This is a genomic window from Pollutibacter soli, assembly GCA_029269725.1.
In the GTDB taxonomy this organism is placed as follows: Bacteria; Bacteroidota; Bacteroidia; order Chitinophagales; family Chitinophagaceae; genus Pollutibacter; species Pollutibacter soli.
The window spans coordinates 176,238-198,292 of record JARJHS010000007.1 but is presented as its reverse complement, the minus strand read 5'-3'; the positions used below and the strand labels follow the sequence as shown (position 1 = coordinate 198,292).

The 22,055-nt window shown below is 42.8% G+C and carries 16 protein-coding genes; 6 read left to right on the top strand and 10 right to left on the bottom strand.

Features of this window, described 5'->3' with window-relative positions:
• Window positions 1–23: 23 nt before the first annotated feature.
• Window positions 24–2,852, bottom strand: coding sequence for an outer membrane beta-barrel protein (locus P2W82_RS17410; protein WP_336517195.1), 2,829 nt, complete (start codon window positions 2,850–2,852; stop codon window positions 24–26).
• A 306-nt stretch (window positions 2,853–3,158) separates the two neighbouring features.
• Complete coding sequence (locus tag P2W82_RS17405; protein ID WP_336517194.1) at window positions 3,159–3,695, bottom strand: hypothetical protein; 537 nt, start codon at window positions 3,693–3,695, stop codon at window positions 3,159–3,161.
• Window positions 3,696–4,105: 410 nt separating this feature from the next.
• Here P2W82_RS17405 and pxpB point away from each other — a divergent pair, with 410 nt between their 5' ends.
• From pxpB to P2W82_RS17380, 5 genes are read left to right on the top strand one after another with little or no spacing between them, the layout of a single operon-like run.
• Window positions 4,106–4,819 carry a 5-oxoprolinase subunit PxpB gene (pxpB, locus tag P2W82_RS17400; protein WP_336517193.1) on the top strand — a complete coding sequence of 238 codons (714 nt, stop codon included), beginning with the start codon at window positions 4,106–4,108 and terminating at the stop codon, window positions 4,817–4,819.
• The gene (locus tag P2W82_RS17395) at window positions 4,816–5,811 is read left to right on the top strand and encodes a 5-oxoprolinase subunit C family protein (protein ID WP_336517192.1); all 996 of its coding nucleotides are present in this window, start codon (window positions 4,816–4,818) and stop codon (window positions 5,809–5,811) included. The genes pxpB and P2W82_RS17395 overlap by 4 nt, the downstream gene beginning before the upstream one ends.
• A gap of 26 nt (window positions 5,812–5,837) precedes the next feature.
• The gene (locus P2W82_RS17390) at window positions 5,838–6,614 is read left to right on the top strand and encodes a LamB/YcsF family protein (RefSeq protein WP_336517191.1); all 777 of its coding nucleotides are present in this window, start codon (window positions 5,838–5,840) and stop codon (window positions 6,612–6,614) included.
• Complete coding sequence (locus tag P2W82_RS17385) at window positions 6,598–6,927, top strand: hypothetical protein (protein WP_336517344.1); 330 nt, start codon at window positions 6,598–6,600, stop codon at window positions 6,925–6,927. Before P2W82_RS17390 ends, P2W82_RS17385 begins: the two co-directional genes overlap by 17 nt.
• Window positions 6,928–7,773 carry an NRAMP family divalent metal transporter gene (locus P2W82_RS17380; RefSeq protein WP_336517343.1) on the top strand — a complete coding sequence of 282 codons (846 nt, stop codon included), beginning with the start codon at window positions 6,928–6,930 and terminating at the stop codon, window positions 7,771–7,773. It abuts the gene before it with no gap.
• Window positions 7,774–7,776: 3 nt separating this feature from the next.
• Here the strand turns inward: P2W82_RS17380 and P2W82_RS17375 are convergent, their stop codons facing one another.
• A complete protein-coding gene (locus P2W82_RS17375) occupies window positions 7,777–9,813 on the bottom strand; it encodes an adenylate/guanylate cyclase domain-containing protein (protein WP_336517190.1) in 2,037 nt (678 codons plus the stop codon).
• Window positions 9,814–10,020: 207 nt separating this feature from the next.
• Here P2W82_RS17375 and P2W82_RS17370 point away from each other — a divergent pair, with 207 nt between their 5' ends.
• Window positions 10,021–10,566, top strand: coding sequence for a hypothetical protein (locus tag P2W82_RS17370; protein ID WP_336517189.1), 546 nt, complete (start codon window positions 10,021–10,023; stop codon window positions 10,564–10,566).
• Between the two features lie 16 nt (window positions 10,567–10,582).
• On the opposite strand, the gene P2W82_RS17365 is transcribed toward P2W82_RS17370, so the two are convergent.
• The 7 genes from P2W82_RS17365 to P2W82_RS17335 form a co-directional block, all read right to left on the bottom strand.
• Window positions 10,583–14,347, bottom strand: a complete 3,765-nt coding sequence (locus P2W82_RS17365; RefSeq protein WP_336517188.1) for a DEAD/DEAH box helicase — start codon at window positions 14,345–14,347, stop codon at window positions 10,583–10,585.
• 190 nt (window positions 14,348–14,537) lie between these two features.
• On the bottom strand, window positions 14,538–15,341 hold the full coding sequence (locus P2W82_RS17360; RefSeq protein ID WP_336517187.1) for an SDR family NAD(P)-dependent oxidoreductase: 804 nt from the start codon (window positions 15,339–15,341) through the stop codon (window positions 14,538–14,540).
• Between the two features lie 31 nt (window positions 15,342–15,372).
• Complete coding sequence (locus P2W82_RS17355) at window positions 15,373–17,088, bottom strand: IlvD/Edd family dehydratase (RefSeq protein ID WP_336517186.1); 1,716 nt, start codon at window positions 17,086–17,088, stop codon at window positions 15,373–15,375.
• Window positions 17,089–17,323: 235 nt separating this feature from the next.
• Window positions 17,324–18,055, bottom strand: coding sequence for a 2-phosphosulfolactate phosphatase (locus P2W82_RS17350; protein ID WP_336517185.1), 732 nt, complete (start codon window positions 18,053–18,055; stop codon window positions 17,324–17,326).
• A 22-nt stretch (window positions 18,056–18,077) separates the two neighbouring features.
• Window positions 18,078–18,551, bottom strand: a complete 474-nt coding sequence (locus tag P2W82_RS17345) for an SRPBCC family protein (protein ID WP_336517184.1) — start codon at window positions 18,549–18,551, stop codon at window positions 18,078–18,080.
• A gap of 18 nt (window positions 18,552–18,569) precedes the next feature.
• On the bottom strand, window positions 18,570–19,664 hold the full coding sequence (gcvT, locus tag P2W82_RS17340) for a glycine cleavage system aminomethyltransferase GcvT (protein ID WP_336517183.1): 1,095 nt from the start codon (window positions 19,662–19,664) through the stop codon (window positions 18,570–18,572).
• 163 nt (window positions 19,665–19,827) lie between these two features.
• Window positions 19,828–22,047: a PspC domain-containing protein gene (locus tag P2W82_RS17335; protein WP_336517182.1), complete on the bottom strand. Its 2,220-nt coding sequence runs from the start codon at window positions 22,045–22,047 to the stop codon at window positions 19,828–19,830.
• Window positions 22,048–22,055: the final 8 nt, after the last annotated feature.

Below are 22,055 nucleotides of genomic sequence, written 5' to 3'. Positions count from 1 at the left end.
TAACTTTCGGTATTTCACATTTTCTACCTCGTTATTACACGGAAATTTCCTCCGCCGCCAGCGCCGCCATTTAATCCTGTTTTACTGAGACTGAAAGTAAGTGTCAACATAAAATATCGTTTCAGTACTGCTATTTTCTTATCCTCGATATAATTATTGTTACTTGTTCTCGTTACACCCACATTCTGATTCAAAAGATCGAAGACCCTCAAACCTATTTGTGCGCGGTTGTATTTCAAAAGAAATTTGTTTATTCCAGCATTCCATAGCGGGACATTTACATTAAATCCATCTGCACGTCTCGCATTTATACGATAATTAAAATCAGTTACAAAAAACATTTTCCATGGCAAATCCCAACTTGCGTCTACTCCGAATTCATGTGTAAAATACCTGGTCTTCAATTCAGGTTGCAGTGAATATTGAGTATAGGTGAATGCTGTTGATGCTGTAATACCGACATTGATTTTCTCTGATGGATTCATTTCGAGTCGGACCTCAGGAGATAGATACAAATCGTTAATTCTATTTTCAACGCGGTTAATAAATTGCTTGTTCCTACTATGTGACGCCTGCATACCCAGAGATAAAGAACTTCTTTTTATCAGTTTCATCGGGAACCCCCAATTGATATCTCCCGTAAGATTGTATACACCGTGCACGTTTACAGGAATGCTGTATTTAATACCGGTTGTACTGATGGAATCACTGTTCACAATTTTATCGGATGTTTCCCTGAAAGTAACGAATGCAAAAATGTTTCTCTGTTTAATTGGATTCACTTTCATCAGGTTGAACTGCAGGTAATGGCTGTACTCCTGTTTCAATGCCGGGTTACCAAGTACAATGCTTAATGGATTGCTGATATCCGGAACCGGCTGCAACTGACTAACCGTCGGTTGCTGGGTCATCGTCATATAATTCAATGAAATACTACTGAACCGATTGAACTGGTACTGCGCACGCGCATTGGGCAACAGGTTTTTAAAATCTTTCTGAATTGCAGAGTCAATAATTGAACCTGATGTTTTTCCTTTCAGCTGGGAATGCTGCCAGGCCAGTCCCGCGGTCCAGTTGAACTTACGATATTGTTTACGAAATCGAATACCGGCATTAGTGTATCCGTAGCGGTTATTATAATCGTTGGATAAGAGAGGATTCAACTCATCAAACTTTCCTGAGTTATCATTATAGTCGTAAGTCTGTTTATCCGACATCGAATGCGTACTGCTCTGTGCGATACTGAATTCCAATAATGCTTTCCGTAATACAGGTTCAGTATAAACAGCTTTGGCAGTATATCCGTTCATATCTGCTGAATTCTCATTGTATTGATTTATTGAATCGATGTTCTGAATCAATCCATTTTCATCATAAAACCTGTTTACTGATTTCTGATCACCATGACCATCAGATCTGTTGACCAGGTTCTGTAATGAGAAAGAAAAAGTTCTTCCTCTTTTTCTGAATTTTTTCCTGAATAGCAAATCATTTTTAAAATTGAATCCTTCATTGCTTGTGAATTGTTTATTGAATCCGTCATTAGCCATAAATCCGGATTCATTTAACGTCTGGTACAGAGAGCCTGCCGCCATATCGGATTGCTGGTATCCCAATGATGGCGCTATCCTTACGGAATGAAAAGAGTCAATTTCATAATCTAGGATCAGGTTCAGCTTATGTGAGTTTGTTCTTTTTTCGCTTTCACCATCCTGGTAATAGTAATAGGATGAGTCAGGGAGAAAATATTGACGCTCCAGGGTGCTCTTTGTTTTCGGACTGAAATGATTGTAAAAATAATTGCTTCTTAAATCGAGTTTTGTTCCGATGAGATCATTGTAGTTAATACCTCCTCCCCATATTGTATTGATACCGTTGTTTTGATTTCCACCATTCATTCCAGCCATATCGGAATTAATGTTAATGGAAATATTGCCACCGGACCCTATCGAAGGACGATCACCTCCAAAATTCAACATATCCGAAAAACCAAAAGCTTCTGCATTGACATTGTTAGCTGCACCCAATGCAGACAACTGACGGGCGCCTTTGAAAGAATTGATGTTAAATCTTCCTTCATAACGGTCCTGTGTACCCGCCCCTGCCGTAGCCTTTCCGAACATTCCTTTTTTCTTTTCCTTCTTAAGTTTGAGATTGATCGTCTTCTCACTGCTTCCATCATCAAACCCTGTAAGCTGTGCCTGGTCACTCTGCCGGTCATATACCTGTACTTTGTCGATCGCGTCTGCAGGAAGATTTTTTGTCGCCATTTTTGGATCATTTCCGAAAAACTCTTTTCCATCCACCAACACGCGGTTCACCTTCTGTCCCTGGGCTTTTACTGTCCCATCCTTATCCACTTTAACACCGGGAAGTTTTTTCAGCAGGTCCTCCACATTTGCATTGGGCTGCGTTTTAAAAGATCCCGCATTGTATTCTACTGTGTCTGCTTTTAAAGTAACCGGAGGAGCTTCCGCCTGGATCACAATTTCGTCAAGCGCTTTGTACTTATCTGTTACAGGAACTTCACCAAGCGAAGCAAACGGCTTTTCAGTTGAAATTGAAAACAACCTGTTGGTATTGTGGTAACCGGTATGTGTAGCCAATAACCTGTATTCGCCATTGGAAAGATTCGTAATCTCGAAACGGCCATCATCGCCTGTCATGGTAAAACTGACGAGGGAAGAATCTTTTGAACTCAGGATGCTGATCGTGACACCAGTCACTGCTTTACGCATAGCTGTGTCCACGATCATACCTGAAACTTTTCCTTTCTGTTGAGCGAAAACGCTCATCGCCAAACCAAAAATCAAGGCCGTTACTAAAACCAGGAGCAATGCCATTCTTTTCATGATACGAAAATATCATGCGGCCCGGGCGGTTCTGGTTAATCAAAATGGGTTTAAGGTTAATTAAGGTTAATGAGGCAGGGATGAAGAAGTTGTTCGTTGTTCGTTGAACAGCCGGCTTATAGTTGAAAAGGGGACTTTGATTATTCAATAACTTGCGCCACCAGAAATACTTTTGCCTTTTTCCTTAACGAGAAACAGAAAACCTGCCTGCCGTCAGGCAAGCTGAAAACAGAAACTGTGATTACTACACCTGAGCGGCTGTTTCCTACTTACCTGCCTGCCGGCAAGCTACTTACCACTCACTACTTACTCTGAAAAATCCCCACTACCCACGCGTAGATTCACCCTCCATTCTTCTAGTACATGAACCAGCTCGAGTTCTATTTTAACCTTCCTGAAAGAAGCACTCGCCGGATTGATATTATAAATGATACTGGTGAACGATTCATCTGCATTCGGAACTGCATATTCACCACGAAGACGTGCACTACTTTTTCCAAGCTTCAAAGTTGATTTTAAAAGCTGATCGTGCAGTTTTTTATAATTGTTTACTGCATCATCAAAAGAAGCGGAACTAAAACAGAGTGCCTCCCATTTAGCGAGTTTTCGTTCACCCGACATCGGCATACTTACAAGACAATCCATTGCACCCGGCAACTCTAACTTTGAACTATAGCGTTGCTCTTCTTCATCTTCCATGATCAATTCGCCACGTACATTCTTAAATGATTGAGGATAATCTGCAAGGACTTTCTCCAGTACTTTGGAAAATGTTGCATCCTGTGCCTTGACAGCAGAAAAGTGTGAAAGAATAACAATCAGCGAAAAGATCATGGTTTTCATGGGCATGATATTGATTATCTGATAACTATCGAATTGTTAAAAAATTATTCAAAGGCCCGATTTTATACCATCAGATCATATAAAAAGTAAATTTAGTGTCCGTCCAATAATAATTTCGAACAAGGGACGTTACCCAATTAAATTCAATCCCCAGCCATGGAAAATAATATCAACCGCTTACTTCATTTTACAGGTTCAGTTGTGAACCGGATCCTATTCAAATTACTTCAGCCCGCTGATTATTACCCGGTACGAAATAACAGAAGAATACGTAAGAACAAATACGACATGTACACCCATTAGAATTCAAAAAATAACAGGCACAACCTCTGAAACAAATTCTGTGCTTGGCCGCATTCTAAAAAGATGCGGCTTTTTTATGGGAGGAAATATAGCTTATCTTCAAAAGCATGAAATTTCCTGAAATAAGATCTGTCAGCGAAGACGTTATTACTATCAGGTTTGGAGATAAAATTGATCCGCGTGTAAATGATCAGGTAATCGCTTTTCATCAATTCCTTCAGCAGAAAAAATTCACCGGCTACCTTGAATCCGTTCCGTCTTATCATACACTGGCAGTTTATTATTCTCCCTATGCCATTGCGCGAATTTCACCTTACAGGCAAAACACCATCGCTGAAATTGTAAAAGCTGAGATAAAAGCATTGCTGGATGAATGCGGGGAAAATACACGTCTCCGGGAAAAGGAAACAGTTATCCCTGTGTGTTATGATCCCGGTTTTGCGCCCGACCTGGAATTCGTTGCCAGGCATTGCGGGATCAGTACCAGCGAAGTCGTAAAACTTCATAGCGCTGCCATCTACAGGGTATATTTTATCGGTTTTATTCCTGGATTTCCCTACCTGGGAATCAATCCTGATCTGCTGCAGGTGCCGCGCAAAAAGGTTCCTGATTTTTCTGTACCTGCCGGATCTGTCGCCCTTGCCGGTATGCAATCGGGGATCTATCCTTATCAGACACCGGGTGGTTGGCAGATCATCGGAAGAACTCCACTGCATATGTTTGACAAAAACAGTGAGACAAGATCGCTTTTAACTCCAGGTCAAACCGTCCGATTCAGGGCCATTTCATTAAGTGAATTCAATAAAATTTCCGGAGAATGAGTTTGAGAATTATTCAGCCGGGTATGTACAGCTCTATGCAGGATTTGGGAAGATCCGGATACCGCGCAATTGGCGTCCCCGAAAGCGGAGCAATGGATACGCAGTCAGCACAGATTGCAAATATCCTGGTAGGAAACCGTGCATCCGACACCGTTATTGAATTTACGCATCACGGAGCTGCCCTTATTGCCGAATCACCAATGATTGTGGCTCACTGCGGAGGAGGCGCTTCATTATGGATCAACGACTATCCCGCCGTCAGCGGGCGTGGCTACCTCGTAAAACAATCGACTTTGCTGCAACTAAAATCAAACCCATCAGGTTACCGGTCATACCTTGCCGTTAGCGGCGGGTTTGAAGCATCATTGGATTTGGGTAGCAGCAGTACCTATACACCTGCAGCCATGGGCGGATTGAACGGGCGTATTTTAAAAACGGGAGATCAATTACGAATCAGGGACCAGGATGTCTTTCAAAGAGTCAGTCAATACTTTTATCCATCGGGAAATAATAATGACGTGAAAGCTACAAGCTGGGGATATTATGGGAGGCATTATCAAAACGCTGCTTCAGCAATCAGGATCATTAAAGGGCCGGAATGGGATTGCTTCACAAATAATGCGATAGAAACATTCCTGAATAGTTCTTTCCGGATCACAACGCAATCCAACAGGATGGGATTTCGGCTGCAGGGAAAATCACTGATTACCGAACCATTGCCAGAATTGATTTCTACGAATGTCACTATGGGAACAATACAGGTGACGCACGAAGGTGATTTGATCATGCTGATGGCAGATGCGCAAACTACCGGTGGATACCCAAGGATAGCACAAATTGCCTCAACCGATTTGTCTGCCTGTGCTCAGCTCAAACCCGATGAAGAAATCAGATTCACACTTATCTCAGCGGAGGAAGCTGAAGATTTATATTTAAAGAAGGAAAGAGATATGTTTTTGTTGAGCGAGTATATTCAGATGAAATATCGTTAATTTCTCATTCCTGAAAAAGTCTGCCGATGCAAATTGATCTCAATTGTGATATGGGAGAAAGCTATGGCAATTTTACCATTGGCCAGGATGAATTGCTGATGCCATTAATCAGTTCTGCTAATATCGCCTGCGGATTTCATGGTGGTGATCCGGCTATCATTCATAAAACGGTCAGGCTTGCTCAAAATTCCGGAGTTGCAATAGGCGCACATCCATCTTATCCCGATCTGCAGGGTTTTGGGAGAAGAAACATGCCTTTGGACGCGCAGGAAATTTACGATATCGTGTTGTACCAGGTTGGTGCAATTGCAGCTTTTACCAAAGCTGCCGGCATCAAATTATCACATGTAAAACCTCATGGAGCTTTATACAACAGGGCATCCACCGATATGGAAGCCGCGACTGCAATTGTTCACGCTGTGTATTATTTTGACAGGGATCTGGTCCTCTATTGCCCACCCAATTCCTGTATGTCGATGGCTTCACAGCAAACGGGTCTTCGCTTTGTCAGGGAAGCTTTTGCCGACAGAACCTATACCGCTGATGGACAACTTACATCACGGTCATCCCCAAACGCTTTAATTGCTGATGAAAATATCGCCGCAAAACAAGCACTGCAAATCATACAACAAAAAACTGTTCTAACGGTGGAGGGTACAGTCATACCCCTGGAAGCGGACACGATCTGTATTCATGGCGATGGCGCGCTTGCAGTACCAATCGCAAACGCAATCCATAAATTACTGATCGAAAATAAGATCCGTATTCAATCCCCAGATGCTGCGAATGGCACCCCGCAATAAATTCAATTCTCCATTTGTGGCATCAGCATTTCTGATGGCCACTTCTGCAATAGGCCCGGGTTTTCTAACACAAACTGCGCTTTTTACGCATCAATTGATGGCCAGCTTTGGTTTTGTAATTCTGATTTCCATACTGCTCGATCTTGGCGCACAGATCAATATCTGGCGCATCGTGGCAGTATCGAAAAAGCGCGCACAGGAAATTGCCAATTATGTATTCCCGGGTGCAGGACACTTACTGACTGCATTCATTGTTTTGGGTGGCCTTGCATTCAATATCGGTAATCTGGCGGGTACTGGTCTCGGATTATAGATTCTTACCGGCCTGGATCCTACATCAGGAGCGGCGATAAGCGCGGCAATAGTCGTTGCTATTTTTCTTTCCAGGAAAGCGATGCGTTGGATGGATGAAATCGCAAAGATCATGGGTGTGGTAATGATCGTGCTGACTTTGTATGTGGTCATCATTGCAAAGCCGCCGTTAACCGAAGCATTGTTACGAACTTTTGACCCCGATAAAACCGACTTAAAAGCAATAGTTATCCTGGTGGGCGGAACCGTTGGTGGGTATATCAGTTTCGCTGGTGGACACCGGTTAATAGATTCCGGTATTTCCGGAACAAAAGCTCTCCCCGCTGTTACACGCGCGGCCAGTGGCGCGATTCTTCTCGCATCTGTTATGAGGATCTTACTCTTTCTTGCCGCATTAGGTGTGCTTGCCGGAGGCAAATCGCCCGATCTGAACAACCCCGCAGCTGCTGTTTTTGAACTGGCTGCAGGCAGAAGTGGTTTCTTAATATTTGGCTTTGTGATGTGGTGCGCAGCAATTACATCTGTAATTGGTTCTGCATATACATCAGTAAGCTTTTTGAAGACCGTACATCCCAGATTACCATCCATTGAAGGAAAACTGGTGATTGCCTTTGTTCTGGTCTCAGCATTGATTTTTATTCTGATAGGGCAACCGGTAAAGATTTTGCTTGCAGCAGGCTTTATAAACGGATTCATTTTGCCATTCGCCTTAAGTCTTATGCTGATTGCCGTGTATAGAAAAAAATTAGTTGGAGATTACCAACATCCGGTATTGCTGACTGTAATCGGGATACTTGTCGTATTACTTACCACATGGATGAGTATCCGCGCGATAACGACACTTTGAAAATTAATTGAGATCCATCTTCTGAAGCATTGCAGCGAATCGTGGTTCATTTTTTAAAGGAGCCCAGTCAGGGTCAACGTTAAGGAACTTAAGCCATCTGTACTCCCTGGCATTATACGCTGTTTCAATCTTATCCAGTGCTTTTGCATTGTCTTCAAGACAAATAAAATAAAACGCCTGTACTTCGAGATCGCTAAAATTTTTGTCTTCCATCAGTCTTTTACGTAAGACCGATTTATCTGAAGATAACATTGCTTTCCAAAACAAGTGATCTTTAATTTCATTCTGAATTTTATTTCCAAAATAACTCACTGAATCATTTTTACCCATGCGGTAATAACGTTCTGCAGACTGCAGATTGTAGAGGTTGGAATCACCAAAACTTTTTAATAGTTCCTGTTGGTTAGCTGCGGCTTCATTATATCGTTGAGCATTCATAAGGATTGAATTCTTAAGATACAATTGACGTTTTGTCACCTGGGGCTCAAGTTCTATTGCCTTATTGATCTGTTCCAATGCTTCATTGGCTTTTCCATCAGCCATTAGTTCTACAGCATAATACTGATGAACAAATCCGTCGGTTTTGCGCATGGACGTTGCTTTTTCCAGTGCTGCCATGGCTTCTTTATGTTTTCCCTCAATGCTTCCAAAAAATATTCCTTTTGCTGCTAACACTTCAGGTAGCCTGGCATTCAACTTTAAAGCTTTGTCCAGTGCGGGTCTGCCATACTTATATGCAGTATCATATGGTATTATGCTATTGTCCAGCCGGATGGTGAAATTGTCGCTGATAGCGGCCCAGGCCTGCGCATATCTGGGATAGACTTCAACTGCTTTCTGGAAAAAGTCCAGCGCATTTAACATGGATTGCGGATCACGCTTGTTCTGCTCATGTCTTCCACGGATATATAAATCATATGCTTTGTATGGAACATTTGAATTCCTGGCGATTTCGCGCAGTTCATCTTTTGTAAAATCAGACTCCAGTGCTGAAGCAATTTTTTGAGCAATATCCTGCTGCAATCTTAGTTGTTGACTGTACCGGCGCATATACATCTGGCTCCAGAGGATCTCATTATTATCACTCCGTTTCAACAATGCAAGTATTTTTATTGAATCTCCCTCCTTTTGCAAGGAACAATCCAGGACACTGGTTGGCGGCTCAGTATTAAAAATTCCGGCAACTTCGGAACCAAACTCCATCCCTGCAGGACGAGCTGGCATCTTCCGGACTTTCAACCGGATATTCATTGAAAGAATATTGGAAATTTCATAAGTCAGCGCTTCGGATATATAATTGCTTCCCTCTTTGTCTGCAGAATTATTTATAAAAGGCAGTATAGTAATTGTCTTTGGTTCATCTTTCTTATCCCTGTTGCCGAAAACTCCAAACAATAATAAAATGGTGAGCAATACAGAAACAGCAATCGTTATAATCAGTGGCAGCCTCCATCGATGACGGCGACGGTTACCCGAATAGTCCAGTTCACCATCCTGGTGATGTTCATCATGATCGCTATGCACAGCATGTATTTGACCGGGCACAATTAATCCATCCGATTTGACTGCATAAAGACTTACCGGCATCGCAATATTCTTCAGCAAAAACGACCCCAGGTGTACAGTACTGATCTCCGGATGATTAGTCAATTCATCATTGACTTTGACAGAGATCAATACAGATCCTGCAACTCCTGCATTTTGTATTCTTGAAGAAAGATTTACTGCATCACCGACTATGTCCCGGTTTTCAATAATTACTTCACCCTGGTGAATACCAATTCTTACTGGAAGATTTTTATGTTTACGAAATTCTTTTTGCAAAGCCTCGGCGCAACAAACAGCCTGGAATGAGGATGTGAATGTTGAAAGCGAACCGTCCCCCATGAACTTGATCAGTCTGCCATCATATTGTCTTGTAGCGCTGAGTACGATTTGTTTATACTTATCCAATAACAGAACTGCATCATTTTCGTTCTGTTGCATGAGAGAGGTGTATCCCTCAATGTCGGTGAACATTATAGCCACCAGCCTGCGCATAGATGGAATTCGGTCAATTAAATTTACTCAAAACAAAACTCACTTAATAAATATTATTTTAATATGGGTCTTTTCACCTGAACAATTTCGAAAATTAACTTGCCGTTTTAAAAAATATTTAATAGCTTTTATTCAGGAAATCCAAATCGCTCTGTCCCCTTCTTTTTCCTTCCCACCTATTCATCACCATCTTTTAAAACTCTTCTTATGTTTAGCGACACACCGTTGCCAGCCGGCCTTGCCCGACGTTTGGCAGAAGCCGCGGATGGATTCCGCGATGGTCTTTATCATTATTTTATTGCATCGAGCACCTATCCTTATTTTCTGCTTATTCCCCAGGGTTCGTCAAGCGATGATAATGCGAAAAACGCAGCTCTTGCTGAGCTGGAGAAAGCCCGTTTGGATTTTCCAAACAGGAATTATGAAGTATATGGACCATTCCTGACCGAATTTGATATCCCTTTATTGGATTACGATACTATTGAAATCAGATTGCTTAGCACAGCCCAGTACCAGAACCCCGTTGTCGTGCGCAGTTTTACAGTAACATCCGATACTGATGCTATATTTTTCACTATGTCAGCTTATGACAAGTTTGCTCATCCGCATTATTCCAGGATGCATTCACCTCAAACCATGATGTCGATAAGGAGTAATACCCAGCAATCTATGGGTTCGAAAATATTTGCAATTCATAAATCCGGCACTTATCTGTATGCTGCAGATGGCACACCGATTTATACTGATGCATAACCTGATCTATAAAAAATTAACTGAACAGGTATTCGACATCTTCCCTGCTGAGACTCTTTACAAAAGAAGTATCATCTGCGATCAGGTCGCGGGCGAGCGCTCTTTTGCGATCCTGCAACTGAAGGATCTTGTCTTCAATGGTATCCTTACAGATCATCCTGTAAGCGAAAATGTTTTTCGTTTGCCCGATACGGTGAGTACGGTCGATGGCCTGTTGCTCGACTGCCGGGTTCCACCATGGATCAACGATATAAACATAATCGGCAGCTGTAAGGTTAAGACCCACACCGCCTGCTTTCAGTGAGATAAGGAATACCCTGACAGTCGGATCATTCTGGAAACGCTGAATGGCCTTTTCCCTGTCGATCGCAGAAGTACTACCATCAAAATATTCGTAAGGCACACCCAACGCCGTAAGTTTTTCGCGGATCAATGCCAGCATACCCAGGAACTGGGAAAAAACCAACGCTTTATGATCACTGATGTTCTCCGTGATCTCGCGCCCGAGTTCCTCCAGTTTGATGGATACGTTCGGATATTTTTCTGGCTCGTTCATGATCGCTGGTGAATCACAAATCTGGCGGAGTTTCATCAGACCCTGGAGAATGGTCAGTTGTGATTTATCGATACCCTGTTCGCTGATTACACCAAGTATCTTGTTGCGATAGTCGTTTCTGTAAGCGTCGTAAATCTTACGTTGTTCATCCTCCATTTCACAAAACAGAATAGTTTCTGTTTTTTCAGGAAGATCTTTTGCCACCTGTTCTTTTGTACGACGAAGTATAAAAGGGTAGAGTAGTTTTCTCAGATGCTCTTTCTGATCAGGCTCGCCAAATTTATCAATAGGTGTTGCGAATTCATTTCTGAAAAACTCAATACTGCCCAGCATACCCGGATTGAGAAAGTTCATTTGAGCATAGATATCAAATGTATTATTCTGAAGCGGCGTACCACTCATGCACAAACGGCTTTTTGCATTCAGTAACGAAGCCGCTCTTGTTACTTTACTCTGTGGGTTTTTGATCGCCTGGGATTCATCGAGCACTACATAATCGAACATCACATCTACCAGCAGGCGGATATCACTTCTGAGTGTGCCATAGGTTGTGATCACAACATCAGTCTCTTCAAAAAGTTTTTTGTCCCGCGAACGATCACCACCATGATGAATAATATGTTTCAGATTGGGTGTGAATTTGCGGATCTCATTTTCCCAGTTAAACATCAATGTGGTCGGGCAAACCACCAGTGCTTTTAACGTGCCTTGTTTCTCTTTATAAAACTGCATGAATGAAAGCGCCTGCACTGTTTTACCAAGACCCATATCATCGGCAAGAATTCCTCCCCAACCAACCTCACTGAGATAATTCAGCCAATGATATCCCGCCACCTGGTAGGGACGCAATATATGATTCAGGGCCTGAGGAGGATCCACTTCGCTGATCCGGTTGAAACTTCTCAAACGATCATACTTTTCTTCGAGACGGATCATTACTTCAGTCTCGTCGCGATTGTCGTACAATTCATCAATTACACTCAGGTGATATTTTGAAAGGCGAAGCTTATCCTGCTTGCCTTCGCCAACCCGAAACAGAAGAGAGTACTTTTTCAACCATTCCTCTGGAAGTATGCCTAGAGTACCATCGTTCAGCTGAACGAACTGTTGTTTGTTGGTCAACGCGCGTTTTATTTCCGCTATACTAACCTGCTGGTCGCCAAAAACAACATCTACGCTGGCATCAAACCAGTCGGTGCCGCTATTGATCCTGATTCTCGTATTTGGTTTCGCCGTGTTAAACCGGAAATTGCGCAACACATCAAATCCGCTGATAGGAACATCCAGCTCCTTCATCGCGTCAACAAATAGGAAAAACCAGTTGTTACGCAGTACATCAGTTCCTTTAAGAACGAGTGAAGCATTCCCTTCGGGCCTGATGAAATTAGAATGAAGCCCTTCCAGCTTCTTTATGAATTGAAGTTCAGCAGGTTTGTTTCTGTGGATGACCATCACCTGGTCCTCTACTGGCAGAATGATTGTATCCTTTTCACTGTAACGCACTTCATACCCCTTATATGCAAACCCGGGATTGAATACTAGATATTCACCTTTCTCCTGGAGACTTAACCTTATTTCCGGTTCACCATCACGAACTTCCTTTACGATTGATTTATCAAATTCCATCCGGTAATTTCGGGAAAGTGGAATCAATACTTTATGAAGAAAATCTTTCCAATCTGATTTACCGATGATCTTTTTGTTGTCAGCAGCAAATTCACGGACTGCAAGAAAATCTTCTTCTTTTTCCCAGAGGTATAAACAATTGTTATACATCACTACCAGATCGCTCTGCCACTCATTATCTGTGAGATCAATATCAAGTTCATTTACGATGGCTCTGCAGGTAACCTGGTATCCGTCATCTACCTGTTCTACTGAAAATGACGGCACCATTGTAGAGGTACTGATATCAACAGGAATAAGATGAGAGGTTACAAAAGATTTACCGGCAGGAAGACGCAGGAAAAGCGTTTTGCCTTTGTTCTCGGCAAAAAGTTTTTTAAGTTTTGGATAGAAATATTCTGTAATTAATGATTCAGTATCAGCAGGTAACCCGTCTTCTTCGGTATGAATAATGTTTTCCCAGATACCCGAAAATGGAGAGTTTCGGCTGACATATTTGTTAATCTCAGAAGGATGAAACTTGCGCAGACTCTGCAGTAAAGTCGTTTCCTCCTCATTCATATTTTCCGTTGGAATAAATTTGCCGAGATCAAGTTTTACCACTTTTCCCGTAAAGGCTGTTCCCTGTGCATTTATTTCACCAGTAACAACATCAATTGCGAATCCCGGAAATTGTTTGTGATGTGAATTGAAAACAATTCCTAATCGGTTATCATCAGGAATGATTTCAACTTCAGGTACAGGCACAGCTACTTCCTCACGCTGAGGGGCAACCACGGGACGTGGTTTATTATTTGCCGATACTTCAACTCTCTTTACTGTTGGATCAAGTACACGCAAAAATGGTTTTCCATCTTTATAAGAAAACTCAAATTTTTTCTCCCATCCTTCGTCGTTCATACTGTAGCCATAAGCTTCCAGCAATTTATTTTTTTCTTTTTCCCAGTTGCGGATGGTATCGAAGTAAAACGGACCATAGCTATTCAATAACTGGAGAAATAAAACTGTTTTATGCACGCAAAGTGGATGATGTTCATCTGTGCATTTACACGATGTATCAAAATTGCGTTCTTCATTTTTCTGAATTACCACAGGGAAAACATCACCGTCCATTTCCAGTTTTGCCTCAACCCTTTCGTCTTTTGCGAGAATAATATTGGCTTTTTGTGTGCGCAATAATTTCTCTGCGGCTTCATAGGATTCCGGAGCGGTTAGATATCTGATTGACTTTAGATCAAGATTTTTCATCTTGACCACAGTATGGCGCTGATGGTAGATAATACTTCTGTCGCCTAAAACATTTTTATCCAGTAATTCCTGCAGTTGAAGGAGAGCAGCTGCTTCGTGGCGACAAATGTCGCCGAGGTTGTATGGACAGGAGCAGCGTAACGCCATGGTTCGCGGATCCTTGTATTTCTGGATAGTGACTTTATAGAAAGTATTGTAGTTATCATCTTTCACACGGAAAGTAACCGTACCCATCAGTTCATCGTGTTCCACAAATTCGACATAACCGATTGCATGTATCTTCTTTCCTCTTCTAATCACCTCATCGGTGCCATTATTATAAACGAATTTCAACAGGTGTGATAAAGCCATAGATAGGTTAATAACTGAAATGATCAAACGCACTCAACAACCCCCCGGTGTACGGAAAATTTCTCTTTACAAAAAAGGGTAATCTGCAAAACTAAATGAAAATACATCAGCCCTGAAAGCCCTTCCGTCGAAATTTTATTTTAATCTCCGGTCGGTTTTTCCTGCTTTGAAATTTCGTATCTTTAGGGATTTACTTTCCGGATTCTACCTCCTGAAAATGCTTTTCCCCCGGCGACGGACTTACCGATGTCCAGCCTCCGTCCACCACCAGCGTCTGGCCGGTAATATGATGGGAAAGCGGAGAAACAAGGAAGAGCGCAGCATGAGCAATATCGGTCGTTTTAGCAGGCTTTCCCAGGGGAGTTAATTCGCTCCAGGTAGCTTCATAACCAGGGTCGGTAGAAATAGTTCTTTCAGTGAGCGTGGCGCCTGGCGCAATAGCATTAATTGTAATTCCGTATGGAGATAATTCAATGACAAGATTTTTTGCAAGCATCTGCAGTGCTGCTTTTGTCATTGCATATGCTGCCAGGTGACGATGGGCCTGCTGTCCTGTAACTGAAGACATGACAAGCACGCTTCCGCCAGAGCCTTGCTTACGCATTTGTATAGCCGCAGTTTGTGCCAGGAAAAAACTTCCGCTGATATTAAGCTGAAAAACTTTTTGCAGTGCTTCAGGTGTATAAGTAAAAAAATCTCCGAAGAGAGTAATTCCGGCATTCGCAATTACGATATGAATTCCTCCGAACTCCTCCACGGCTGTAGCCACCATCTTCTGAATGAAAGTTATATTGCCTGCATCTCCGGGAAAACCTTTACAGGAACCACCCAGCCGGACAATCTCTGCTGCAGCTTCATAGGTTAATGCATTATCAAGGTCATTCAGCATTACGGAAGCTCCCTGCAAACTAAGTTGTTTTGCTATTTCAAATCCAATTCCCTGTCCTGCACCTGTTACAATTGCTACTTTTCCACCGAATGTTTTTTCTGACATGGCAACAAAATCTTTGCAAACAATAATTGTATTAATGAGAATCCCTGGTGACAGTACTGCCTGAACTTCCGGTGAGAAAGTCAAGATCTGCACCCAGGTGTGCCTGGCAAACATGCTGCTGGTATAACTGAACATATCCCCGTCCGGATACGTTGTGGCTCGGCTTCCAGGAAGCCCTTCTTTTATCGAGTTCTTCTTTCGAAACTTTTAATTCCAGCGATCGGTTTTCAACATCAAGCTCAATCAGGTCTCCATTCTGCACCAATGCCAGAGGACCTCCTTTTGCAGCTTCAGGAGACACATGCAGCACTACCGTTCCGAAACCGGTACCACTCATCCGACCGTCCGAAATACGCACCAGGTCCGTAATGCCTTTGTCGATTAGTTTTTTTGGGAGGGCCATATTCCCCACTTCAGGCATACCAGGGTAACCTACCGGACCTACATTTTTCAGAACCAAAACACTTGTTTCATCGACACCGAGAGAATCATCGTCTATCCTTGCATGATAGTCTTCAATATTTTCAAACACGACCGCTTTGCCTGTATGCTTCATCAGGTGCGGGCTGGCTGCACTAGGTTTCAAGACCGCTCCGTCAGGACATAGATTGCCGGTGATCACTGCAAGACCCGTTTCCTTTTTAAAAGGATTTTCTGTGCCGGTGATTACATCATCGTTATAAATTTCTGCCTCCTCGTAATTCTGTTTGATTGTTTTGCCGTTGGCTGTGATGGCCCGGGTATGCAGAATATTATCAAGCTCCCGCATTACTGCCGGCAGACCTCCTGCATAATAAAAATCCTCCATAAAATATTTGCCTGAGGGCTGGAGGTTAGCCAGTAAAGGAATGCCAAAACTGAGTTTATCAAAATCATTGAGATCAAGCTTAACGCCAATCCTGCCTGCAATAGCCAGCAGGTGTATAACGAAATTGGTAGAGCCGCCTATTGCTGCATTGATTTTAATCGCATTTTCAAAGGCCTCACGCGTAAGTATATCCGAAAGCTTGAGGTCTTCCTTTACCATTTCAACAATGCGCTTGCCTGAATACTGCGCCAACACTTTTCTGCGACTATCTGCCGCAGGTATTGCTGCATTTGTGGGCAATGTGAGTCCGAGAGACTCCACCATACAGGCCATCGTTGATGCAGTACCCATTACAGCGCAATGTCCGCGGCTACGGCACATACAAGCTTCTGCAACAGTCAATTCTTCCTGTGTCATGTGCCCACTACGAACAGCATCATTGAAGCGCCACACGTCACTGGTACTGATACTTTTCCCTTCATATTTACCCGTAAGCATAGGGCCACCGGAAACAACAATTGTCGGGATGTTTACGCTGCAGGCACCCATCACCAGGGATGGAGTGGTTTTGTCGCAACCACACAGCAATACAACGCCATCTATCGGGTTCGCACGGATGGATTCCTCTACATCCATGCTGGCGAGGTTACGGTACAGCATAGCCGTAGGCTTGATCAGCGTTTCACCAAGCGACATTACGGGAAATTCGACCGGGAAACCGCCGGCTGCAATCACACCTTTCTTTACTGACTCAGCGAGTTCTCTGAAATGTGCATTACATGGAGTGAGCTCACTCCAGGTGTTACAGATCCCGATCACTGGCTTCCCACGAAACTCTTCATCAGGAATGCCCTGGTTTTTCATCCAGGCTCTGTATATAAATCCATCTTTTCCTGTTCTGCCAAACCAGCCCTGACTGCGAAGTGAAGTTTCGTTCATATGGTCAATACTTTTTTGAAAAAGTCCGATTTTAAAATAGGCTATAAAAATACAGTTTCAGGATGAGAAGCAAATGGCTTTTTCAAAGATAGGGGGAAACAACATGTCTTTACAAGTTAAACGTTAAAAGTAGAACGTTAAAGGTACGCTCTTGCTGTACAAAGTTTTTCCGGATAAGCAATCTTTTTGCGGTGTCGGGTTCTAACGTTTAACGTTCTACGTTTTACGTTCAACCCTATAGGCGCCAAAGCGCTTCATCACGATATACCGGAAGTACATCAGCCAGGTCTGGTGTAAGGCAATGGCGGATATCCTTTTCCAGGCCATAATTCATGAGACGATGGTAATGGGATGCATCATTTTTCTTCATGAATTCAAAGATGTCATTCTTTGCCTGGTTATACAAAGTCATGGCGATATGAGTAGAATCACAGTTGATATGAAAATGTTCCTGAATTCTATCAGCAACTGCACCTGCGAATAATGTATCCTCCATATTAATTCTGTCCTTCCATGCGGCACAACCCAAAATAACTGGTTTACCCTGTGCTACGAGGTAATCACAAACTGCAGAAAGATTAAGGAATGCACCAGTGATGATTTCACATTTTCCCTGTGCCAGGGCCATATGCAGAAGCTTGGTACCGTTGGTGGTAGTAAGTACCAGCGTCCGGTTCGCTATAAATGTTTCCGGATATTCGAAAGGAGAATTGCCGTAGGAGAGTCCTTCAGCAACCTTACCGTCACGCTCACCTGCTGTAATTCCATCCAGTGTTATTCCCAGCTCAATGCACCGGGGAACCGTGTCGACAGGAACTACACATTTCGCACCGTTGTACAATGCCGTTGCAATTGTAGAAGTCGCGCGAAGAACATCAATGATCACCACTACTGCATTATTGACATCATATAAGTGTAGGAGAGCGGGAGATAAACAGGTGAAAAGAGTTGGACGATTTTTCGACATATCGCGCAAAGATAATGCTAGATCAGCCTATGATTGCCCGCCATTTGTCCGATTCGGCATATTGGCGGATCAGGTCATTTTTTTTCGCGAGAAAGGTTTCAAAATATTTCTTCAGAAAAAAAGGAGCAGCTACAGAACCGATGATATCTTTCGGACCTTCAAAATCGACGACATCAATCATGATCGTACCATTTTCGGTTTTCTTGAAATGATGTTCATGTGTGAATCTTTTCAGATCTCCCTTGATTTGGGATTCCTGGTACATGCCGGGCTTTTCCAACTCTACAACCTTCGTAGTAAGCATTCTCAGCTTACCCAGGTGTTTTGCTTTCAATGTAACAGATTCACCTTTCCCGATAAGGACAGATGATGTGTCAACAAGCAACTGTTCTTTGCCGTTATTCAGGATTTTTTTCAGGAGTGTAATATTCCGGCTGAGGTCAAATACCAGTTCAACAGGTGCATTGATGAAGGTGGTGATATGGATTTTAGGCATAGCGCTCTTTCAGGTTTTTCAGGGCTGGTTATAGAATGGCATTTTTACGATCCGGGCGCGGATATTCTTGTCCCGGATATCAATAAAAATCTCATTGTCCAGCATGGCCTGGTCTATCCGTACATATCCCATGCCAATTGCTTTACCGAGGCTCGGCGCCTGGGTTCCTGAGGTGACCCTGCCGATAAGATTTCCCTCATTATCGCGGATCATATAATCATGACGCGGAATTCCTTTTTCAATCATTTCAAAACCCACCAGCTTTTTTTCTACACCGTTGGACTTTTGTTTAGCGAGGAACTCACTGGCAGTGAATGGTTTGGAAAATTTCGTGATCCATCCCAACCCTGCTTCCAGCGGAGTTGAAAAATCGTCGATATCGTTACCATACAGACAAAATCCCATTTCCAGCCTCAGCGTATCCCTGGCTCCAAGGCCGATGGGCTTCAGGCCCTTTGGCGCGCCCGCAGCTAAAATGGCATCCCATATTTTTTCTGCGTTATCGTCTTTGTCTTCAAAATAAATTTCAACACCCCCTGCACCAGTATAACCTGTGGCGCTTACCAGAACGTTATCCACGCCTGCAAATTTCCCTTTGCTAAATGTGTAGTATTTGAGATCCAGTATATCCATCTCAGTCAGTGGCTGAAGAATTTTTGTGGCGTTAGGACCCTGGATGGCCAGCAGACAGGTTTTATCAGAAATATTATGCATTTCTGCATTGTTGCTGTTATGCCTCCTGATCCATTCCCAATCTTTTTCAATATTAGAAGCATTTACAACGAGCATATAAACTTTGTTCTGCTCAATGCAATAGACCAGTAAGTCATCAACTATTCCGCCGTTTTCATTTGTAAGACAACTGTATTGTGCCTTTCCATCGGTAAGCTTTGAAGCGTCATTGGAAGTAACCTTCTGAATGAGATCAAGCGCATGCTCACCCTTTAAAATAAATTCACCCATATGACTGACATCAAAAATTCCTGCATTTGTTCTTACAGCCTGATGTTCGTCGTTAATACCACTATAAGATATGGGCATGTTATAACCGGCAAACTCAGCCATTTTCGCACCAAGCGCAATATGTTTTGCCGTGAAGGGTGTCTGTTTCATTCAGAAAAAATTGAGGGGCAAAAATAGGAACGTTCAACGTAAAACGTTCAACGTTCAACTTAAAAAGGCAGGGCCAGAACTTTCGTTCCGGCCCGGCTGTTTCAACTTCAACCTGTCTATTGAAACGCTCTTACGTTAAATGTTCGACGTTGAACGTTTAACGTTAACGCGTTCCTACCTTAATTAAGTCCATAACCGAAATCATCGATCCTCTGTAAGATTTTTGTTCTTTCTTCTCCGGCATTACTTCCATAGCTGTAGCGTCTTCTCCTTCCTTTTCATTTTCAGAATCATCATTGATTTCTACTGAAGTTTTTAATTTGATGTTTACTGTCGTGTCCTTGTCCTTGATTTTTATATCGATTGTATCTCCGTCCTTGTGATAGCGATACTGTCCACCCTCTTTGTTCTTTTCCAGTTTCCATTCACTGTTGCGATCATCTTCATTATCGTTGTTATCATCCTTATACATTCTGTCTAATCCATTTTCAGTCATTACATACCAGGTATCGCTCATCCACGAATAGGAGTTATCCCAATCATCAAACTCGTCGTCAAACCTTCTTCTCCCTGTGTTTATGCTGAACCAATCGAATCTGTTCAGGCTGTGATCAAGTCTTATCGCTTTTCCTACGGGAACTTCAATCACCACCAGCACCTGCTGGTTACGGAACTTGCTTTCCTTAGAAATGGTAAAACCTTTGGGAAGAATCAGCAATGAATCGACCTGTCTTACCGGAAAACTAACTTCTGAGGCAGTCTGTTCCGCAATTGCGGGGGAATTACCACGGGCCAGTTTGCGCTGGTACACGTGATATAAGTCATCCTTGCTTCTCACTACTTTAATCCTCACAGTATTCAACAGCATGCTGTCTTCATCTTTTGAAAGTCCGGGAAAATCATTGTCATGATCGTCATCGAACCAAACCATACCATAATATTTGCCGGGGAGATCTCCTACATCCACGAGCATTCTTGCACCCGTCGGTTGCATGATGCTTATTTTTTCATCCACATATCCGGTCCTTTTGAAATCCCGTGAGATCAAACCGCCGAGAGTGATCACGCAAACCCATCCGATGATCCACAAGCTTCCAAAAGCATAACCCAGGTAGTTATTCTTTGATTTTACACCGGAGATCCTGCGGATCAGCCAGATCACTGTGGCGATGATGGGTACACCAAGAAACAATATGAGTGTGCCCCATGCCATTGCATTCTGCCAGAATCCTTCGAGAACAAATGCTTTCAGCGGAAAAACACCTACACCTGAAAAAATCAACGCCATCAATCCGATCAATAATCCGAATGCAATCATCCCGGCGATGAAGAGAAAGAACGCTTTGAATAAAACCCCGACTGCGTGCCCGATACTACTACCTGCCCTTCTTGCTACTGGTCCTGCCTGTGATGCAAATGCCTGACTACGTTCTCTCACTTCTTCACCCCATTCCTGTGCTCTTTCTTTAAAATCCGATCCTGCTTTTTCTGCCCTGCCTTTTACTCCCTGCATTTCACCCTGTACTGTATTCTTAATGCTTTCAAGATCAATTTTTTCTCCACGCATTTCCAGCTTCTCAGTAGCTGTGTTGGCGAACGGAACAACCATCCATAAAATGAGATAGGTAACAATCAAAGTACCTCCGAATGACCCAAACACTACGTCAGGAAATCCATCCCAATGACCCCAACGATTTCCGAATATATTTCCGATGATGCCGATAAAAAATGGCAAAGTAAATATTACTCTGGGGATCCAAACACCGATATTAAAATAGCTGGAGATACCTGAACAAACACCACCGATCACTTTATCATCAGGATTTCTGTACAAACGCCTGCGAACATTAAACTGCATTTGTTTTGCAGGCAACACGATCCACAAAATGATGTATAATAATACACCTGATCCGAATCCACCGAATGTAATCAGCGCAAAAAGTATTCTTACAACGGTAGGGTCGATTTTCAGATAATGGGCCAATCCACTACAAACACCTCCCAGCACCTTATCATTTTCATTTCTGAATAAAGACCCCCTCGGTTCCGAATAAGCAGAACTGCCTGCTTTAGAACCAGCATCTTTGGATGAGTAGGATTCATTACTGTCATTCAGATCAGCGTCAAAATCTTCAGGTCTTCCGATACTGGAAACGATACTGTTGATGTCTGCATCAGTAATACATCCTGCCGGGTTGTTTTTCAGCCTTTCAATAAATAGCTCAGCAATGCGATTCTCGATATCATTGATTATTTCTTCTTTTCCTTCCTCGCGTGCAAAATAACGGTGCAGACTATCCGTATACTTTTTTAATTCTTCATAAGCAGATTCCTCTATGGGAATTACCCTGCCCTGAAAATTTATATTTATTACCTTTTTCATTGTCTGAT